Origin of the sequence: Agromyces sp. PvR057 (genome assembly GCF_040547485.1) — a bacterium.
In the GTDB taxonomy this organism is placed as follows: Bacteria; Actinomycetota; Actinomycetes; order Actinomycetales; family Microbacteriaceae; genus Agromyces.
Map to the genome: position 1 here is coordinate 103,890 of NZ_JBEPPT010000003.1, position 14,630 is coordinate 118,519.

General features: G+C 71.8%; 16 protein-coding genes. 4 read left to right on the forward strand and 12 right to left on the reverse strand.

The window, feature by feature from the left end; all coding sequences use genetic code 11:
* Positions 1–11 precede the first annotated feature (11 nt).
* Positions 12–782 carry a phosphatase PAP2 family protein gene (locus tag ABIC29_RS13185; RefSeq protein ID WP_116080030.1) on the forward strand — a complete coding sequence of 257 codons (771 nt, stop codon included), beginning with the start codon at positions 12–14 and terminating at the stop codon, positions 780–782.
* Positions 783–787: 5 nt separating this feature from the next.
* Complete coding sequence (locus ABIC29_RS13190; protein ID WP_116080031.1) at positions 788–1,558, forward strand: phosphatase PAP2 family protein; 771 nt, start codon at positions 788–790, stop codon at positions 1,556–1,558.
* Between the two features lie 19 nt (positions 1,559–1,577).
* Here ABIC29_RS13190 and ABIC29_RS13195 read toward each other — a convergent pair whose 3' ends face one another.
* The 5 genes from ABIC29_RS13195 to ABIC29_RS13215 are packed head-to-tail and all read right to left on the reverse strand — an operon-like array spanning position 1,578 to position 5,642.
* On the reverse strand, positions 1,578–1,976 hold the full coding sequence (locus ABIC29_RS13195; protein ID WP_116080032.1) for a Fur family transcriptional regulator: 399 nt from the start codon (positions 1,974–1,976) through the stop codon (positions 1,578–1,580).
* Complete coding sequence (locus ABIC29_RS13200) at positions 1,973–2,815, reverse strand: metal ABC transporter permease (protein WP_354246028.1); 843 nt, start codon at positions 2,813–2,815, stop codon at positions 1,973–1,975. Before ABIC29_RS13200 ends, ABIC29_RS13195 begins: the two co-directional genes overlap by 4 nt.
* Positions 2,812–3,732 carry a metal ABC transporter permease gene (locus ABIC29_RS13205; RefSeq protein WP_116080034.1) on the reverse strand — a complete coding sequence of 307 codons (921 nt, stop codon included), beginning with the start codon at positions 3,730–3,732 and terminating at the stop codon, positions 2,812–2,814. Before ABIC29_RS13205 ends, ABIC29_RS13200 begins: the two co-directional genes overlap by 4 nt.
* Positions 3,733–3,781: 49 nt before the next feature.
* A complete protein-coding gene (locus tag ABIC29_RS13210) occupies positions 3,782–4,594 on the reverse strand; it encodes a metal ABC transporter ATP-binding protein (RefSeq protein WP_354246031.1) in 813 nt (270 codons plus the stop codon).
* A 4-nt stretch (positions 4,595–4,598) separates the two neighbouring features.
* Positions 4,599–5,642 carry a metal ABC transporter substrate-binding protein gene (locus tag ABIC29_RS13215; protein ID WP_354246034.1) on the reverse strand — a complete coding sequence of 348 codons (1,044 nt, stop codon included), beginning with the start codon at positions 5,640–5,642 and terminating at the stop codon, positions 4,599–4,601.
* 117 nt (positions 5,643–5,759) lie between these two features.
* On the opposite strand from ABIC29_RS13215, the gene ABIC29_RS13220 reads away from it, so the two are divergent.
* Positions 5,760–6,254 carry a GNAT family N-acetyltransferase gene (locus ABIC29_RS13220; protein ID WP_354246037.1) on the forward strand — a complete coding sequence of 165 codons (495 nt, stop codon included), beginning with the start codon at positions 5,760–5,762 and terminating at the stop codon, positions 6,252–6,254.
* A 104-nt stretch (positions 6,255–6,358) separates the two neighbouring features.
* Here ABIC29_RS13220 and ABIC29_RS13225 read toward each other — a convergent pair whose 3' ends face one another.
* The 4 genes from ABIC29_RS13225 to ABIC29_RS13240 form a co-directional block, all read right to left on the reverse strand.
* Positions 6,359–7,813 carry a dihydrolipoamide acetyltransferase family protein gene (locus tag ABIC29_RS13225; RefSeq protein ID WP_354246040.1) on the reverse strand — a complete coding sequence of 485 codons (1,455 nt, stop codon included), beginning with the start codon at positions 7,811–7,813 and terminating at the stop codon, positions 6,359–6,361.
* A 57-nt stretch (positions 7,814–7,870) separates the two neighbouring features.
* A complete protein-coding gene (locus ABIC29_RS13230) occupies positions 7,871–8,830 on the reverse strand; it encodes an alpha-ketoacid dehydrogenase subunit beta (RefSeq protein WP_116081997.1) in 960 nt (319 codons plus the stop codon).
* Positions 8,831–8,967: 137 nt separating this feature from the next.
* Positions 8,968–10,101, reverse strand: coding sequence for a thiamine pyrophosphate-dependent dehydrogenase E1 component subunit alpha (locus ABIC29_RS13235; RefSeq protein WP_354246043.1), 1,134 nt, complete (start codon positions 10,099–10,101; stop codon positions 8,968–8,970).
* A gap of 17 nt (positions 10,102–10,118) precedes the next feature.
* Positions 10,119–11,228, reverse strand: a complete 1,110-nt coding sequence (locus ABIC29_RS13240) for a histidinol-phosphate transaminase (RefSeq protein WP_354246046.1) — start codon at positions 11,226–11,228, stop codon at positions 10,119–10,121.
* Positions 11,229–11,282: 54 nt separating this feature from the next.
* Between ABIC29_RS13240 and ABIC29_RS13245 the strand changes: the two genes are divergently transcribed.
* Entirely contained in the window at positions 11,283–11,666 is a 384-nt protein-coding gene (locus ABIC29_RS13245; protein WP_116080039.1) for a phage holin family protein, read from the forward strand.
* 33 nt (positions 11,667–11,699) lie between these two features.
* Here ABIC29_RS13245 and ABIC29_RS13250 read toward each other — a convergent pair whose 3' ends face one another.
* From ABIC29_RS13250 to ABIC29_RS13260, 3 genes are all read right to left on the reverse strand, one after another.
* The gene (locus ABIC29_RS13250; protein ID WP_116080040.1) at positions 11,700–13,223 is read right to left on the reverse strand and encodes a hypothetical protein; all 1,524 of its coding nucleotides are present in this window, start codon (positions 13,221–13,223) and stop codon (positions 11,700–11,702) included.
* Positions 13,205–13,549: a hypothetical protein gene (locus ABIC29_RS13255; RefSeq protein WP_116080041.1), complete on the reverse strand. Its 345-nt coding sequence runs from the start codon at positions 13,547–13,549 to the stop codon at positions 13,205–13,207. The genes ABIC29_RS13250 and ABIC29_RS13255 overlap by 19 nt, the downstream gene beginning before the upstream one ends.
* A 122-nt stretch (positions 13,550–13,671) precedes the next feature.
* Positions 13,672–14,610 (reverse strand): aminoglycoside phosphotransferase family protein, encoded by a 939-nt coding sequence (locus tag ABIC29_RS13260; protein WP_354246050.1) that lies wholly within the window; start codon positions 14,608–14,610, stop codon positions 13,672–13,674.
* Between the last annotated feature and the right edge of the window lie 20 nt (positions 14,611–14,630).

Genomic DNA, 14,630 nt, shown 5'->3' on the forward strand with positions numbered 1-14,630 from the left:
GAGGGCCCCCCATGACCGAGACCGCCGAGCGACCCGGCCGGCTGCACCGCTTCCACGAGCGGTTCATCGTCGAGGAGCGCGTGCTCCCGGCATCCGCGAAACGCAACCTCTTCGTCATCGCGATCGTGCTCGTCGTCGCCGGCCTCGCCGCGTTCCTCTTCATCTTCGACTCGGTGCTCGAGGCCGACGACGTCTCGATGGTCGACGCACCGGTCGAGCACTGGCTCGACGGCAACCATGCCGAGTGGCTCACGACCTTCATGATCGTGCTCGCGACCGTCTTCGGTCCCATCGCGATGCCCGTCATCATCCTCGTCACGACGGTCACCTGGGGCATCCTGGCCAAGCATGCGTGGCGGCCGCTGCTGCTCGCCGGCGGAATGCTGCTCGGCGTCATCATCGTGCAGGTGCTCGCCCCGGTCATCTCGCGCGAGCGACCGCCGGTCGGCGACATGATGCTCGAGATCGACCACACGTCGTCGTTCCCGTCGGGGCACGTCATGGGCGTGGCCGACTTCCTCTTCATCACGACCTACCTCGTCTTCTCCCGGCACCGCAGGCCCGTGATCACGGTGCTCGCGTTCGTCGCGGCATCCGTCATCGTCCTGCTCACCGCTGCCTGCCGCATCTACCTGGGCTACCACTGGGCCACCGACGCGCTCGCCTCGATCGCCCTGTCGCTCGCGGTGCTCGGCATCGTGATCGCCGTCGACACCTGGCGCACGGTGCGCGTCGGCACACCCGCCGAGGTGGACGCCTCGGAGGCCGATCGGGAGGAATGAGCCCGATGGAGGAGCGGCAGCCCGGCGACGACCAGCGCCCGCATGTCGACCGGCGGGGCGGGGCCGGCGACCACGAGCCGTCCGCGCCCGCATCGGCCTCGACGGCGCCCACTGCGGTGCGCGTGGCCCGGTTCTGGCCCGTGGTGTCGGGCGGCGCCGCGCTCGCGCTGGTGACGGTGCTCGCCCTCGTGCTCGTCTACCGCGGGCAGGACAAGCCGTTCGGGTTCGAGGTCGAGTACATGGCCGGGCTCGCCGCGAACCGGGCCGAGTGGCTCACGACACCCGCACTCGTGTTCAACGCCATCGGCGGCGGGCTCCTGTCGACCTTCGCCGTGCCGGTGGCGATCATCGGCGGACTCCTGCTCTTCCGAAGGCCGTGGGCCGCCGGCTACTACCTCCTGGCGACCGTCGCGAGCGCGGCCTTGACGCGCGTGATCAAGGTCGTCGTGGCGAGGCCCCGCCCCGAGGAGATCCTGGTCCAGCCCGATTTCGGATCGTTCCCGTCGGGCCACAGCGCGAATGCGGCTGTGACCGCGGCGGCGCTCGGCCTCATCTTCATGCGAACGTGGGTCTGGGTGACGGGCGCCGTGTACACGGTGCTCATGATGTTCAGCCGCACCTACCTCGGCGCGCACTGGATCTCCGACACCATTGGCGGCCTGCTCGTGGGCGCCGGCATCGCCGTGATCGTGTGGGCGCCGTTCGCGAACCGGCTCTATCGAGAGCATCGGATGCCGCATCCACCCGTCTGGGTTCACCTGCGGCATCGCGCCTAGGGGTGCAGACGACTCGGGCCTACTCTGCCGCGACCAGCCTCGTGCAGTTCGCGCAGAGCCCGAACACGTCGACGACGTGGGCCGCACGCGTGAACCCGTGCTCGCCGGCGACGCGATGCGCCCAGGCCTCGACCTCGTCGGCCGCGATCTCGACGGTGCTCCCGCAATTGCGGCAGATCAGGTGGTGGTGGTGGCCGGTCGTGCTGCACGCGCGGTAGAGCGCCTCGCCGTCGGGCGACTGCAGCGAGTCCGCCTCGCCCGTGGTGGCCAGGTCGCCGAGCGCGCGGTAGACGGTCGCGAGGCCGATCGGCGAGCCGCTCGCGTGCAGCGTCGAGTGCAGCGCCTGCGCGCTGATGAACCCTTCGGTGCCGTCGAGGGCCTCCCGAACGGCTTCGCGTTGCCAGGTGTTGCGCTTCATGCGGTGCGTGCGTCCTCTGCCGTCTCCACGGGAATCGCGGATGCCCTCCACGGTAGCGCGCGCAGCTTGGAGCCGCCGAGCGCGATGACGAGGAAGGCGGTCGCCGTGAGCACGATGGCCGGGCCCGCGGCGATCGCGAACGCCCGCGAGGCGAGCACGCCGAGCACGCCGGAGGCCGCGCCGACCACCGGCGCGACCACGAGCATGCCGCGGTAGGTCGAGGTGACGATCCGCGCGGCCGCGGCCGGCGCCGCGATGAGCGCGATCGCGAGGATCGCCCCGACGGCCGGCAGCGCGCTCACCACGGTCGCGGCCGTGAGCCCGAGCACGAGCAGTTCGATCGGCCACTCCCGGTAGCCCGCCGCGCGGAATCCGCCCTGGTCGAAGGTCGAGAACACGATGCTGCGTCCGAAGAGCAGCACGAGCGCGAGCGCGACGACGCCGACCGCGGCGGCGAGCAGGATGTCGCCGTCGGTCACGGTGAGGATCGAGCCGACGAGCAGCGACTCCGGCTGCACCGGCAGGCTCGGCACGACCGCCGCGAGGATCGCCCCCGCCGCGAATCCACCCGTGAGCACGATGCCCGCGGCGACCTGCGCGCCCTGGTTGCGCACGCGCGCGATGCCCGTCATCACGAGTACGAGCACGACGGATGCCGCGGCGGCACCGAGCGGAACGCTCACGCCGAGCGCGGCCGCCGCGACGGCACCCGGGTAGGTGCCGTGGGTGAGCGCCTGGGCGAAGAAGGTGCGCTTGCGCAGCACCACGAGGCATCCGACGAATCCGCCGACCGCGCCGATCACGATGGCCGCGAGCATCGCCCGCTCGAAGTACGTCATGCGACCCGCTCCCCCGCCGCCGGGATCGACGACGTCGGCGGCGACGCGTCTCGCGACGCGGCGCGCCGAACGGCCGCGTCGCGAACGAGCCGGCCGAGCAGCACGACGCCGTACGCGAGCACGAACACGGCGACGATCGTGCTGCCCGCCGGCAGGTCGATGCCGGCCCCGACGCTCGCCGCGAACCCCGCGGCCAGGCCGAACCACGACGCGAGTGCGGCGAACAGCCCGGCGAGCGGGAACAACAGCCAGAGACGCCCGGTCAACAGACGGGCCACCGCGCCGGGCACCACGAGCAGGGCGAGCACGAGCAGCGATCCGACGGTGCTGGCGCCCGCCACCACGACGAGCGCGACGGCGACGTTCAGCGTGAGGTCGAGGGCGAACGCCGAGTTCCCGGCCGCGCGACTGCCCGCCGCGTCGAACGCGCGGAACACCTGCTGCTTCGCGGTCAGTGCCACGAGGAGCAGCGCGATCGCGGAGACCATCACGAGCGGTACGACGTCGGACGGCGGAATGGTGAGCACGCGACCGAACAGCAGTTCCTCGAGCGCGCCCGCGTAGTCGTCGCTCTTCGAGACGACGATGACGCCGACGCTGAACGCGGCCGTGAGCACGACGGCGATGCCCGCATCGGAGGCGATGCCCGAGCGCATGAGCCAGGTCAGCAGCACCGCCCCGATGAGGGCGGCCACCGCGGCGCCCGGGAGCACGCCCGACGCCCCGCCGACCGCGAGGCCGACCGCGAGGCCGGGGAAGACGGCGTGGGTGAGGCCGTCGGTGATGAACTCGAGGCTGCGGAGGTTCACGAGCACGCCCACGACGCCCGCGATCACCGAGAGCACGAGCATCACGACGAGCGCACGTGCCATGAACGGCAGCGTGAACGCCCCGAACAGGGCGTCGGCCAGGCTCATGCGCCGCCGCTCCCCCGCGGTGGACGGCCGCTGTATTCCGAATGCGGCATCAATGGCCCTCGTGACCTGGCACGACGAGCGTGTGCTCGTCGATCTCGACCTCGACGCCTTCGAAGCAGCGTTGCACGTTCGTCAGCGTGAGCGCGTCGGAGACGGGGCCGAAGGCCGTCTGGCGTCCGTTCACGAGCAGCACGAGATCGCAGACCTCACGTGCGAGTTCGAGGTCGTGCGTCGAGACGAGCACGGCGACCCCCTCGCCCTTCAAGCGGCGGAGCGTCGTGACGAGCGCGTCGCGGTTCGGCTGGTCGAGCCCGTTGAACGGCTCGTCGAGCAGGAGCAGGCTCGGATCCGCCGCGAGCGCCCTGGCGAGGAGCCCGCGCTGGCGCTGGCCACCCGAGAGGGATCCGAACCGCTTCGAGGCGAACTCGGCCAGTCCGACGGTCTCGAGCGCGTGTCGGACCGCCGCCCGGTCGGCCCGCCCCGGCCACCGCAGGAGGCCGAGCCGGCGGTACCTGCCCTGCATGACGACCTGCTCGAGGCTGATCGGGAAGTCGACGTCGAACTCCATGGTCTGCGGAAGGAACCCGACCATGCCGCGATCGGCATGCGATGCCCCGTCGGCGCCGCTCGACGTGCGGCCGCCGGCGCCGTCGGCCGATCGGCGGCCGAGGGCCATGCGCCCTCGCGTGAGCGGCACGAGGCCGAGCACGCCACGAAGCAGGGTCGATTTTCCGGCGCCGTTCGGCCCGATGAGCGCGACGGCCTCGCCCGGCGCGATCGCGAAGTCGAGTCCGCTCACGCCGTCGCCGCCGGGGTACGTGAACGCGGCATCCTCGAAGGTCAGCACCGCGTTCGCACTCATGGGGTCATCCTTGCAGCGCGGCCGGGAGCGCGGAAGGCTCCACGCCCCACGACTCGACGATCAGCCTGGTGTTGTGGACCTGCGAACCCACGTACGTCTCCCCCTCGGTGCCCGCCTCGCCGAGCGAGTCGCCGTAGAGCGCGTCGGGGCCCGAGTACACGGTGACCCCCGCCTCGCGGGCGATCGCCTCGGCGGCCTTCGGCGACAGGGACGCCTCGGAGAACACGGCCTTCGTGCCGGTCGCCGTGATGGCCGCGACGAGTTCGTCGATCTCGGCCGCGCTCGGCTCGGCGTTGTCGTCGAAGCTCGGGATCACGCTGCCGACGAAGACGAGGTCGTACGCGTCGACGTAGTACGTGAACGCGTCGTGGTTGGTCACGAGCAGGCGCTGGTCCTCGGGCACCTGGCCGACGCTCTGCTCGATCCAGTCGTCGAGCGCGTCGAGCTTCGCGACAGAGGCGGAGGTCGCTGCGTCGAGCGCTGCGGGGTCGATGCCCTCGAGGCCGGCGAGCCCCTCGGAGATGTTCTCGACCATCCGCTCGGCCAGCTCGGGGTCCGTCCAGATATGGGGGTTACCGGCACCGTGGTCGTGGTCATGGTCGTCGGTCGTGGCATCCGTGGACGCGTCGTCGTGGTCGTCGTGGTCGTGCTCGTCGGTCGAGAAGAGCTCGATGCCGGTGCTCGAGTCGATGAGCACGCCGTCGAAGCCCGCGGCCTGCAGCGCATCGTCGAGCCACGACTCGAGGCCTGCGCCGTTCATGACGACCGCATCGGCGTCGGCGAGGGCCAGCAGCTGCGCAGCCGACGGGTCGAAGCTGTGGGCGCTCTGGCCCGGCGAGAGCAGCTGGGTGACCTCGACGTCGTCGCCCACGAGCTCGTTCACGAAGTCGCCGACCTGGGTCGTCGTCGCGACGATCTGCGGGCCGGTCGTGTCGCCGGATGCCGCGGGGGAGGCGCATCCGCTCAGCAGCAGCGTTCCCGTGCCGATCGTCGCGATGGCGGCGAGGATGGGGAGCGTGCGCGCGGAGCGTGTGGGGGAGTGCCTCATACGTCGAAGCTACGCTTATTGATAATGATTGTCAAAACCATGTGGAAGGTTGCACGTTCGTGAAATCTCCGTCACGGGCGCTCGCGCTTGTCGGTCGCCCATGCGAGCATGAAGCACGTGGATACGACGACCCCCTCACTCACGTTGCGTCCGTTCACCGTCGTCGACGCCGAGCGGCTGCTCTCCGGCGAGGTCGACCCGCGTGACGGCTGGGAGGGCGGCTATTCGTTCACCGAGGAGCCCGAACTGCTGCGCGAGTACGTCGCCGCGGTGCGCGCCTCCGGCGATCCGTCGCCGTTCGGCCCCTATCTCGTGCATCTCGTCGACGGCGAGATCACGGGTGCCGCCGTCGGCGGGGTCAACCTGTTCGGCCCCCTCAGCGACGAGGGCGCGATCGAGTTCGCCTTCGCCCTCGTGCCGGCCGCCCGCGGTCGCGGCCTGGCCGACCAGGTCGTGAGCGAGGCGCTCGTGCTGGCGCGCACCAACGGGGCGCGCATCGTCCGCGCCGAGGCCGAGATCGCCAACCTGCCCGCGCGTCGCGTGCTCGAGCGCTCGGGCATGGGCGAGAGCGCCCGCACCGACGAGTCGATCACCTACGAGATCCGGTTCTGAGGCTTCTCCGACCGGCACGCAGCAGCCCGGGCCAGTAGGCACGGCACCCCCACCGCCGGTCGAGTAGGCGCACCGGCGCCGCATCGAGACCAGCGACCAGCCGGCTACTCCAGCAGCAGCGCGGGTTCCTCGATGATCGACGCCACGTCGGCCAGGAACCGGCTCGCCACGTCGCCGTCGACGACGCGGTGATCGAACGAGGCGCCGATCGTCGTGACGAACCGAGGGCGGACCTCGCCGTCGACGACCCAGGGCTTCTGCCTGATCGTGCCGAGGGCCACGATCGCGACCTCGCCGGGGTTCAGGATCGGGGTGCCCGTGTCCATGCCGAAGACGCCGATGTTCGTGACGGTGATCGTGCCGTTCGCCATCTCGGCCGGCTGCGTGCGGCCCTCGCGGGCGACGAGCGTCAGTTGCTCGAGCGCGGTGGCGAGCTCGACCATGGTCATGGCCTGCGCCTCCTTGACGTTCGGCACGATGAGGCCGCGCGGCGTCGCCGCGGCGACGCCGAGGTTCACGTAGTGCTTCACGATGATCTCGGAGTCGGTCCACTGGGCGTTCACCGACGGGTTGCGGCGGACCGCCCAGATCATGGCCTTCGCCATGATGAGCAGCGGCGACACGCGCACGCCGGTGAAGTCGGTCGAGGCCTTGAGGCGCTTGACGTACTCCATGGTGCGCGTCGCATCGACGTCGACGAACACGCTCACATGCGGCGCGGAGTATGCACTCTGCACCATGGCCGTGGCGATGGCCTTGCGCACGCCCTTCACGGGGATGCGCTCCTCGCGGCCGGTCGGCGCCTCGGGCGTCTGGATGTTGCGGAACACGCTGGCCTGGCTCGCCTCGCGGATCACGTCGTCACGCGTGATGTCGCCGATCGGCCCCGTGGGCGCGACCCGCGAGAGGTCGACGCCGAGGTCCTTCGCGAGCTTGCGGATCGGCGGCTTCGCGATGACCGGCACACCCGAATCGGGTCGGGCCTGCGCGGGAGCCGCGGCTCCATCGGGCGCCGAGGCCGGGGGAGTCGCGACCGGCGGGGCGGGCGGCGTCGGCGCGAGGTGCTCGTGCGCGACCCCGGGTGACGGATGCCGCAGACGTCGCCTGGTGCCGGAGGGACCCGACGTGCCGTGGCCGACGAGCACCGCGCCGCCGCCCTCCGAGGCGGTGGGCGCGTGCGATGCGACGGTCGCCGGCTCCGATGCGGCGGACGCCGGGGGAGCGGCGGCGGATGCGGCCGGCGGCTGCGCGCCGGCTGCCGCGGCGACGGCGGGCTCGGCGGAGGTGGGTGCCGGCGCGACCGCCGCGCCCGCGGCATCCGCCGTCTGCACGACGAGGATGGGCGTGCCGACGTCGACCGTCGCGCCCTCGGCGACGAGCAGTTCGGTCACGACGCCCTCGAACGCGCTCGGCAGCTCGACGAGCGACTTGGCCGTCTCGATCTCGACGAACACCTGGTCGAGGGCGATCGAGTCACCGGGCGCGACACGCCACTGCACGATCTCGGCCTCGGTGAGTCCTTCACCGACGTCGGGCAACGGGAACCGGATCTCAGTCATGTGTCCACCCTCGCAGTCGCTCTATGCCGTCATCGTCATATCGAATTCGTGTCGTCGTCAGTACGCGAGCGCACGGTCGACGGCTTCGAGCACCCGGTCGGGGCTCGGCAGGTACTCGGTCTCGAGCGCGGCCGGCGGGAACGGCGTGTCGAAGCTCGAGACGCGCAGCACGGGCGCCTCGAGCGAGTAGAACGCACGCTCGGCGACGGTCGCCGCGATCTCGGACCCGACGCTGACCGAGCCGTAGGCCTCCTGCGCGACGACGAGGCGGCCGGTGCGGCCCACCGATTCGAGCAGGGGCCCGTAGTCGATGGGGGAGAGGGAGCGCAGGTCGACGACCTCGAGGCTCGTGCCCTCGCCGGCAGCGATGTCGGCGGCCTGGAGCAGGGTCGAGATCATCGCCCCGTGTCCGACGACGGTGACATCGGTGCCCGAGCGGATGACGCGGCTCGAGTGCAGCGGCACGCCCGAGTGGTCGAGGTCGACCGGCCCCTTCGGCCAGTAGCGGCTCTTGGGCTCGAAGAACAGCACGGGGTCGTTCGAGGCGATCGCCTCCTGGATCATCCAGTACGCGTCGTGCGGGCTCGACGGGCTGACCACGCGGAGGCCAGGCGTGTGCGCGAAGTAGGCCTCCGGGCTCTCCTGGTGGTGCTCGATCGAGCCGATGTGCCCGCCGTAGGGCACCCGGATCACGACGGGCATCGACAGCGACCCGTCGTGGCGGAGCGTCATGCGCGAGAGCTGCGTCGTGATCTGGTCGAACGCCGGGAAGATGAACCCGTCGAACTGGATCTCGATGACCGGCCGGTAGCCGCGCATCGCGAGGCCGATGGCCGTTCCGACGATGCCGGACTCGGCGAGCGGGGTGTCGAGCACGCGGTGGTCGCCGAACTCGGCCTGCAGGCCCTCGGTGACGCGGAACACGCCGCCGAGCGGCCCGATGTCCTCGCCCATGAGCAGCACCTTGTCGTCGGCGCGCAGCGCCTCGCGGAGGCCCGCGGTGATCGCCTTGGCCATCGAGAGCGTCTGCACGCCCTTCACGGCCTGCTGAGCGGATGCCGCGGCGTCGCCGCTCGCGGGACCCGGCACGTTGGACTCGGTCGCCGTGGCGGGCTCGATCGCGCCGGCCTGCAGCTGCTCCTCGATGTCGGTGCTCACGCTGCGCCTCCTTCGAATCCGGTCTCGTACGCCTGGAGCCAGGCCGACTGCTCGGCCAGCGCCGGATGGGCCTCGCTGTAGACGTGCTCGAAGATCTTCTCGCGCGTCGGCGCGACGACCTCGAGGGCCCGCTTGCGGACGTCGCTCGCGACATCCGCCGCCTCTTCGTCGACCGAGTCGAAGAACGCCGCAGACGCGCCGCGGGACTCGAGCCACGCCCGGTACCGGATGATCGGGTCGCGCTGCGCCCAGTAGGCGACCTCGTCGTCGGTGCGGTACTTCGTGGGGTCGTCGGCCGTGGTGTGCGCGCCCATGCGGTAGGTCAGGGCCTCGATGAAGCTCGGCCCGTCGCCCGCACGCGCCTCTTCGAGCGCGACGCGGGTGGCAGCGTAGCTGACGAGCACGTCGTTGCCGTCGATGCGGAGGCTCGGCATGCCGAAGCCGCCGCCGCGGAGCCCGAGCGGACTGCGCGACTGCCGCGAGACCGGCACGGAGATCGCCCATTGGTTGTTCTGCACGAAGAAGACCTGCGGTGACTGGTAACTCGAGGCGAAGACGAGCGCCTCGCTGGCGTCGCCCTGCGAGGTCGCGCCGTCGCCGTAGTACACGAGCACGGCGGCATCGGACTCGGGATCGCCGGTTCCGGACGCCCCGTCGAACTTGATGCCCATGGCGTAGCCCGTGGCGTGCAGCGTCTGCGAGGCGAGCACGAGCGTGTAGAGGTGGAAGTTGCCGTTCTCGGCCGGGTTCCACCCGCCGAGCGTCACGCCCCGGAGCAGTCCGAAGATGCGCACGGGGTCGAGCCCGCGGATCATGCCGACGATGTGCTCGCGATAGGACGGGAAGATGTGGTCCTGCGGGCGAGCAGCCCTGGCGGAGCCGACCTGCGCGGCCTCCTGGCCGTGGCTCGGCACCCAGAGCGCGAGCTGGCCCTGGCGTTGCAGGTTCGCGCCGGTGATGTCGAGGCGGCGCGACACGACCATGTCCCGATGGAACTGCTCGAGCGCGGCGTCGTCGAGCGCCTCGATCATCGGGAGGTAGGCCTCGGCCTCGGGGGAGGGCCGGAGCGCTCCCTCGGGGGTCAGCAGTTGCACCGTCGGCGCGGTGAATTCTCGTTCCTGGGCGACCACGGGTTTCACGCTACCCGCTACTTCGGGTGCCCTTCTTGTGAACGCGGTACAAGCTCTCCGAGAATCCCGAGGAGGATTTCGACAGAGGCCTCCTCGCCGATGGAGACCCGGATGCCCTCGGGCGGGAACGCGCGCACCACGACACCGGCGTCGAACAGGCGCTCGGCGACCGCGGTCGTCTCGGCTCCGGCGGGGAGCCAGACGAAGTTTCCCTGCGCCTCGGGGATCGGCCAGCCGAGGTCGATCAGGCCGTCGCGCAGGCGTGCGCGGCGTTCGACGAGCACGTCGACCCTGGCGAGCAGTTCGCGCTCGGCCTCGGGCTCGAGCGAGGCGATGCCGGCGGCGCCGCCGGCCGCGGTGACGCCGAGGGGGATCGCCGTCGCACGGGCGGCGTCGAGGATCGCGACCGGCCCGATCGCGTAGCCGACGCGGAGTCCCGCAAGTCCGTAGGCCTTCGAGAAGGTGCGCAGCACCACGAGGTTCGGGTACCGGCCGATAAGCGTGCGCCCGTCGACGGATGCCGGGTGGCGGACGAACTCGATGTAGGCCTCGTCGAGCAGCACGAGCAGGTCGCTCGGTACCCGGGCCATGAACGCCTCGAACTCCTCGGCGGTGACCGTGACACCCGTGGGGTTGTTGGGGGAGCAGACCATGACGACGCGCGTGCGATCGGTGATCGCGTCGGCCATGGCGTCGAGGTCGTGCCCGTGGTCTGGGCGGTTCGGGATCTGCACGCTCGTCGCTCCGGCGACGGTCACGAGCCCGGGGTAGGCCTCGAACGAACGCCAGGAGTAGACGACCTCGTCGCCGGGCGCCGCCGCGGCGAGGATGAACTGGGCGAGCAGGGCGACGGAGCCGTCGCCGATGAGCACCTCGTCGGCCGAGACGCCGAAGCGTTCGCCGAGCTTCTCACGCAGCGCCAGTGCCGTCGCGTCGGGGTACCGGTTGATCGCGGTCGCCGTCGCCGCGACGGCCTCGGCCACGCCGGGAAGCGGGTCGAACGGGTTCTCGTTGCTCGAGAGCTTGTAGCCCTCGGCGGGCGCGGGGCGGCCCTGGCGGTACGGAGGAAGCGCGGCGATCTCTGGGCGGAGGCGGATGCCCGGCGCCGTCGACTCGGGATTGGTCACGGATTCCACGGTACCTGCTCGCTCATCGTCGGTCGCGTCTGGAAGAGTTGCCGCATGCGGTTCATCATCAAGGTCCTGGTCGTCGCGTTCGCCCTCTGGCTGACGACCCTGCTCGTCGACGGCGTCAACGTCGTGCCGTACGAGGACTCGAGCATCGGCACACTGCTCACCTACCTGCTCGTCGCCCTGATCTTCGGCCTCGTGAACGCGATCATCGGCACGTTCATCCGCATCGTGGCGTTCCCGCTGTACCTGCTGACCCTCGGGCTGATCTCGTTCATCGTCAACGGCCTGCTGCTGCTGATCGTCGACTGGGTCAGCGACCTCATGGGCTTCGGCCTCGTGGTCGAGTCGTTCTGGTGGGGCGTGCTCGGTGCGCTCGTGCTCGGCCTGTTCAGCTGGCTCATCGGCCTCGTGGTGCGGCCCAGCCGGGACTGAGACCCGACGGTTCGGCCACCCGAGGGCGTTTGTTCACGGCTCCTCGTCTGGAACGCGCTCCGCGCGCCATCTGGTCTGCTCGCCGACCGTGCCGGCCGTGAACTCCTGCAGCTGCTCGCGGAAGGCGACCAACTGCGGCGCATCGGACTCGTCGAGCAGCGCAGTGGTCTGCCCGTACTCCACGAACTGGTGGGCGGGCAGCACGGCATCGCCGTCGGAGCCGTGCTCGTTCACCCGGCGCGACACCACGACCACGCACGACGGATGCCCCGACCCGCCCGTCGCGGGCACGAGGTCATCGGCGTGCTCGACCGAGATGAACGAGCACGTCTCGGGGATCTGCGCCGAGGCGACCGGACCGCCGAGGTTGAGCCCGCCGACGACGTTGAGACCGGGATCGGCGGCGAGGCTCGCGGCGATCACCCCGCCGCCGGAATGGCCGACGGCCACGATCGGGTCGCCCGGCAGCGCACCGGCCTCGGCGAGCGCGAGACGCACGCCGCGCTCGGCGCCCGCCGAAGTCGACCCGGCGAGACGCAGGGCGTCGAGCGGCGAGTCGTCGGCGATGCCGTGCACGTTCGAGGTCATGTCGTTGGTCTCCGAACCGGCGACGAGCCCGAAATCGGCCGTGCCGGCGATGTACACGAGCCAGCGGTTCTCCCCGTCGACGTGATGGCGCTCGACGGTGATCTGCGCATCGCCGCGCGGCACGCGGTCGGCAAGGTCCTCGAAGCCGCGGGGCGGAGGCACGGCGGCATTCGACGGCGACGGCGCCACGGCGGGGTCGCGGGCGGGGCCGCTCGTGACGCGCTCGACCCGCACGGGGCCGTCGACGAGGGTGCGCCCGGTTCCGATGCCGATGGCGGACAGGAGGCCCGTCACCCCGAGGATCAGTGACGCGGACTCCGGCGCCTCGGTCGCCGAGCCGACCAGCGGCGCCGCCGGCACGTTGAGCGCGCCGAGCACGAAGTCGTCTGCGTGGTCTGCGAACGTGCGCACGAACCGCACGAAGGCCGGATCGTTCAGCACGCCGCGGTGCTCGCCGAGCCATCGCCGCACCGCCGCGTCGACGGCCGGGCCCGGATCCGAGCCGGCCATGCGTGCCAGCCCGAGGGCGGCGGCGGCCGGGAGCGCGACGGGCAGCAACGAGACGGCCGCGCCCGCCATCGCCCGCGGTGCGAGGAATCCGAGCACCGAGGCGCCGACGGCGCCCCCGAGGTCCCACAGGGCGCCGACGGTGCGTTCCGTCGCGCCGTACAGCTCCGCCGCCATGACGAGTCGGAACCGGAGCAGGCGGAGGCGTCCGAGGGCGACTTCGAAGGCGAACCACCCGAAGCGCAGGTCGTCGCCGGGCCACGGGAGCGGCCCGCTCGCCGTCGCCCGGTGTTCGACCGCATCGAGCTTCGACCGCGCCACGCCGAACCGGTCGGACGCGTATCGCACGAGCCCCTCGGCCGTGTCGAGTCGACCCACGTCGGCGAAGAGCTCGTCGACGGCGACGCGGGTCGAGCCGCCGCCCGAGATGACGAGATCGTCGCTCACGACGACGGCCGCCACGCGAGCGCCGCCTCGAGGTCGTCGAGCCGTGCCCGGAGCGTCACCGCGCACGACCCGAGTGCGCATTCGGCCTCCGTCATGATCCTCGCGATCACGACCACGGAACCCCGCGCCTCCTCGAGCGCTTCGGCATAGGCGGTGGCGGCGTCGGACCTCCAGCGCGTCGGCGGCCCCGGCATGGCCGCGGCCGCCGGGCCTCGGAGCTCCTCGGCGAGCTCGCGCAGCGTCTGCTGAGCGCTCGACACGTCGTCGACGCACTCCGGCGTCACGGCGGTGCCGTTGCGCAAGGCGCTCACGGCGGCGAGATGGTCGTCGTACGAGGTCATCGCGCCAGTCTGGTGGGACCGAACGGATGGCGACGGCCAGCGGCATCCGTCGGTCGGGGCCCTCGGCCAGGGCGCGCCTGTGGAGGACGAGCGACCAGCCGGTCAGCCGGCCGACGAGACGTTCACCCGGCTTCGGCGACGAGGTCGTCGAGCACGCGCGCGCCCAGCCGGCCGAGGGGGCTTTCGGCGTCGGTCGCGTCGACGACCGCCGTCGCCAGGACGAGCGCCCACCCCCGGGCGCGCTCCCAGGTCGCTTCGTCGATGCCGCGGGTCCCGCCGGCCCCGTCGGTCCCGTCGGTCCCGTCGCCCGCGAGCTCGTCGGTCCGACGCCGGAAGGCCTCGCGCCCGCTCGGTCCGAAGGTCAGCCACGCCGTCGCCAGGTCGGTCGCGGGGTCGCCGGAGGTGAGGTCGCCGAAGTCCACGACGGCCGAGAGCCGCCCGTCGGCGTGCAGCAGCAGGTTGCCCGGGTGCAGGTCGCCGTGCAGCCACACGGGCGACCCGGTCCAGACGGATGCCGCGAGCGAGCGTTCCCACACCCGCGCGACGGCGTCGGGCTCGGCCACGCGACCCGAGGCGAGTCGGGCGCGCACCGACTCGTCGCGCGCGGCGAGCGGCACGCCGCGGAACGGATTGACCGGCGCGTCGGCGGGGGCGGGCACCCCGAATGCGCACACGAACTCCGCGAGGGCGTCGGCCGCAGCATCCCGGAGCGACGTCTCGAACCCGAGGGCCGCCGAGCCGGGCAGCCACGTCACGATGCTCCACGGCGCGTCGTAGCCGAGCTCCGGCGCCGGGCGGCCGACCCGCACGGGTGCGGGCAGCGCCACCGGCAGGCCGGTGGAGAGTTCGGGCAGCCACCGCTGCTCGTGCAGCATGAGCCGGATCGCGAGCTCGCGCCGCGGCATCCGCACGGCCAGGTCGTCGCCGAGGCGGAACATCACGTTGTCCCACCCGTTCGCCGCGCGACGCACCGGCCCCGCGAGGTCGGGATGCTGCGCCGAGACGAGTCGCCGCACGAGCACCTCGTCGACGTGCAGATCGGGCTCTGGCGCATCTGCCACGACCGCCTCCCCTCTCGACG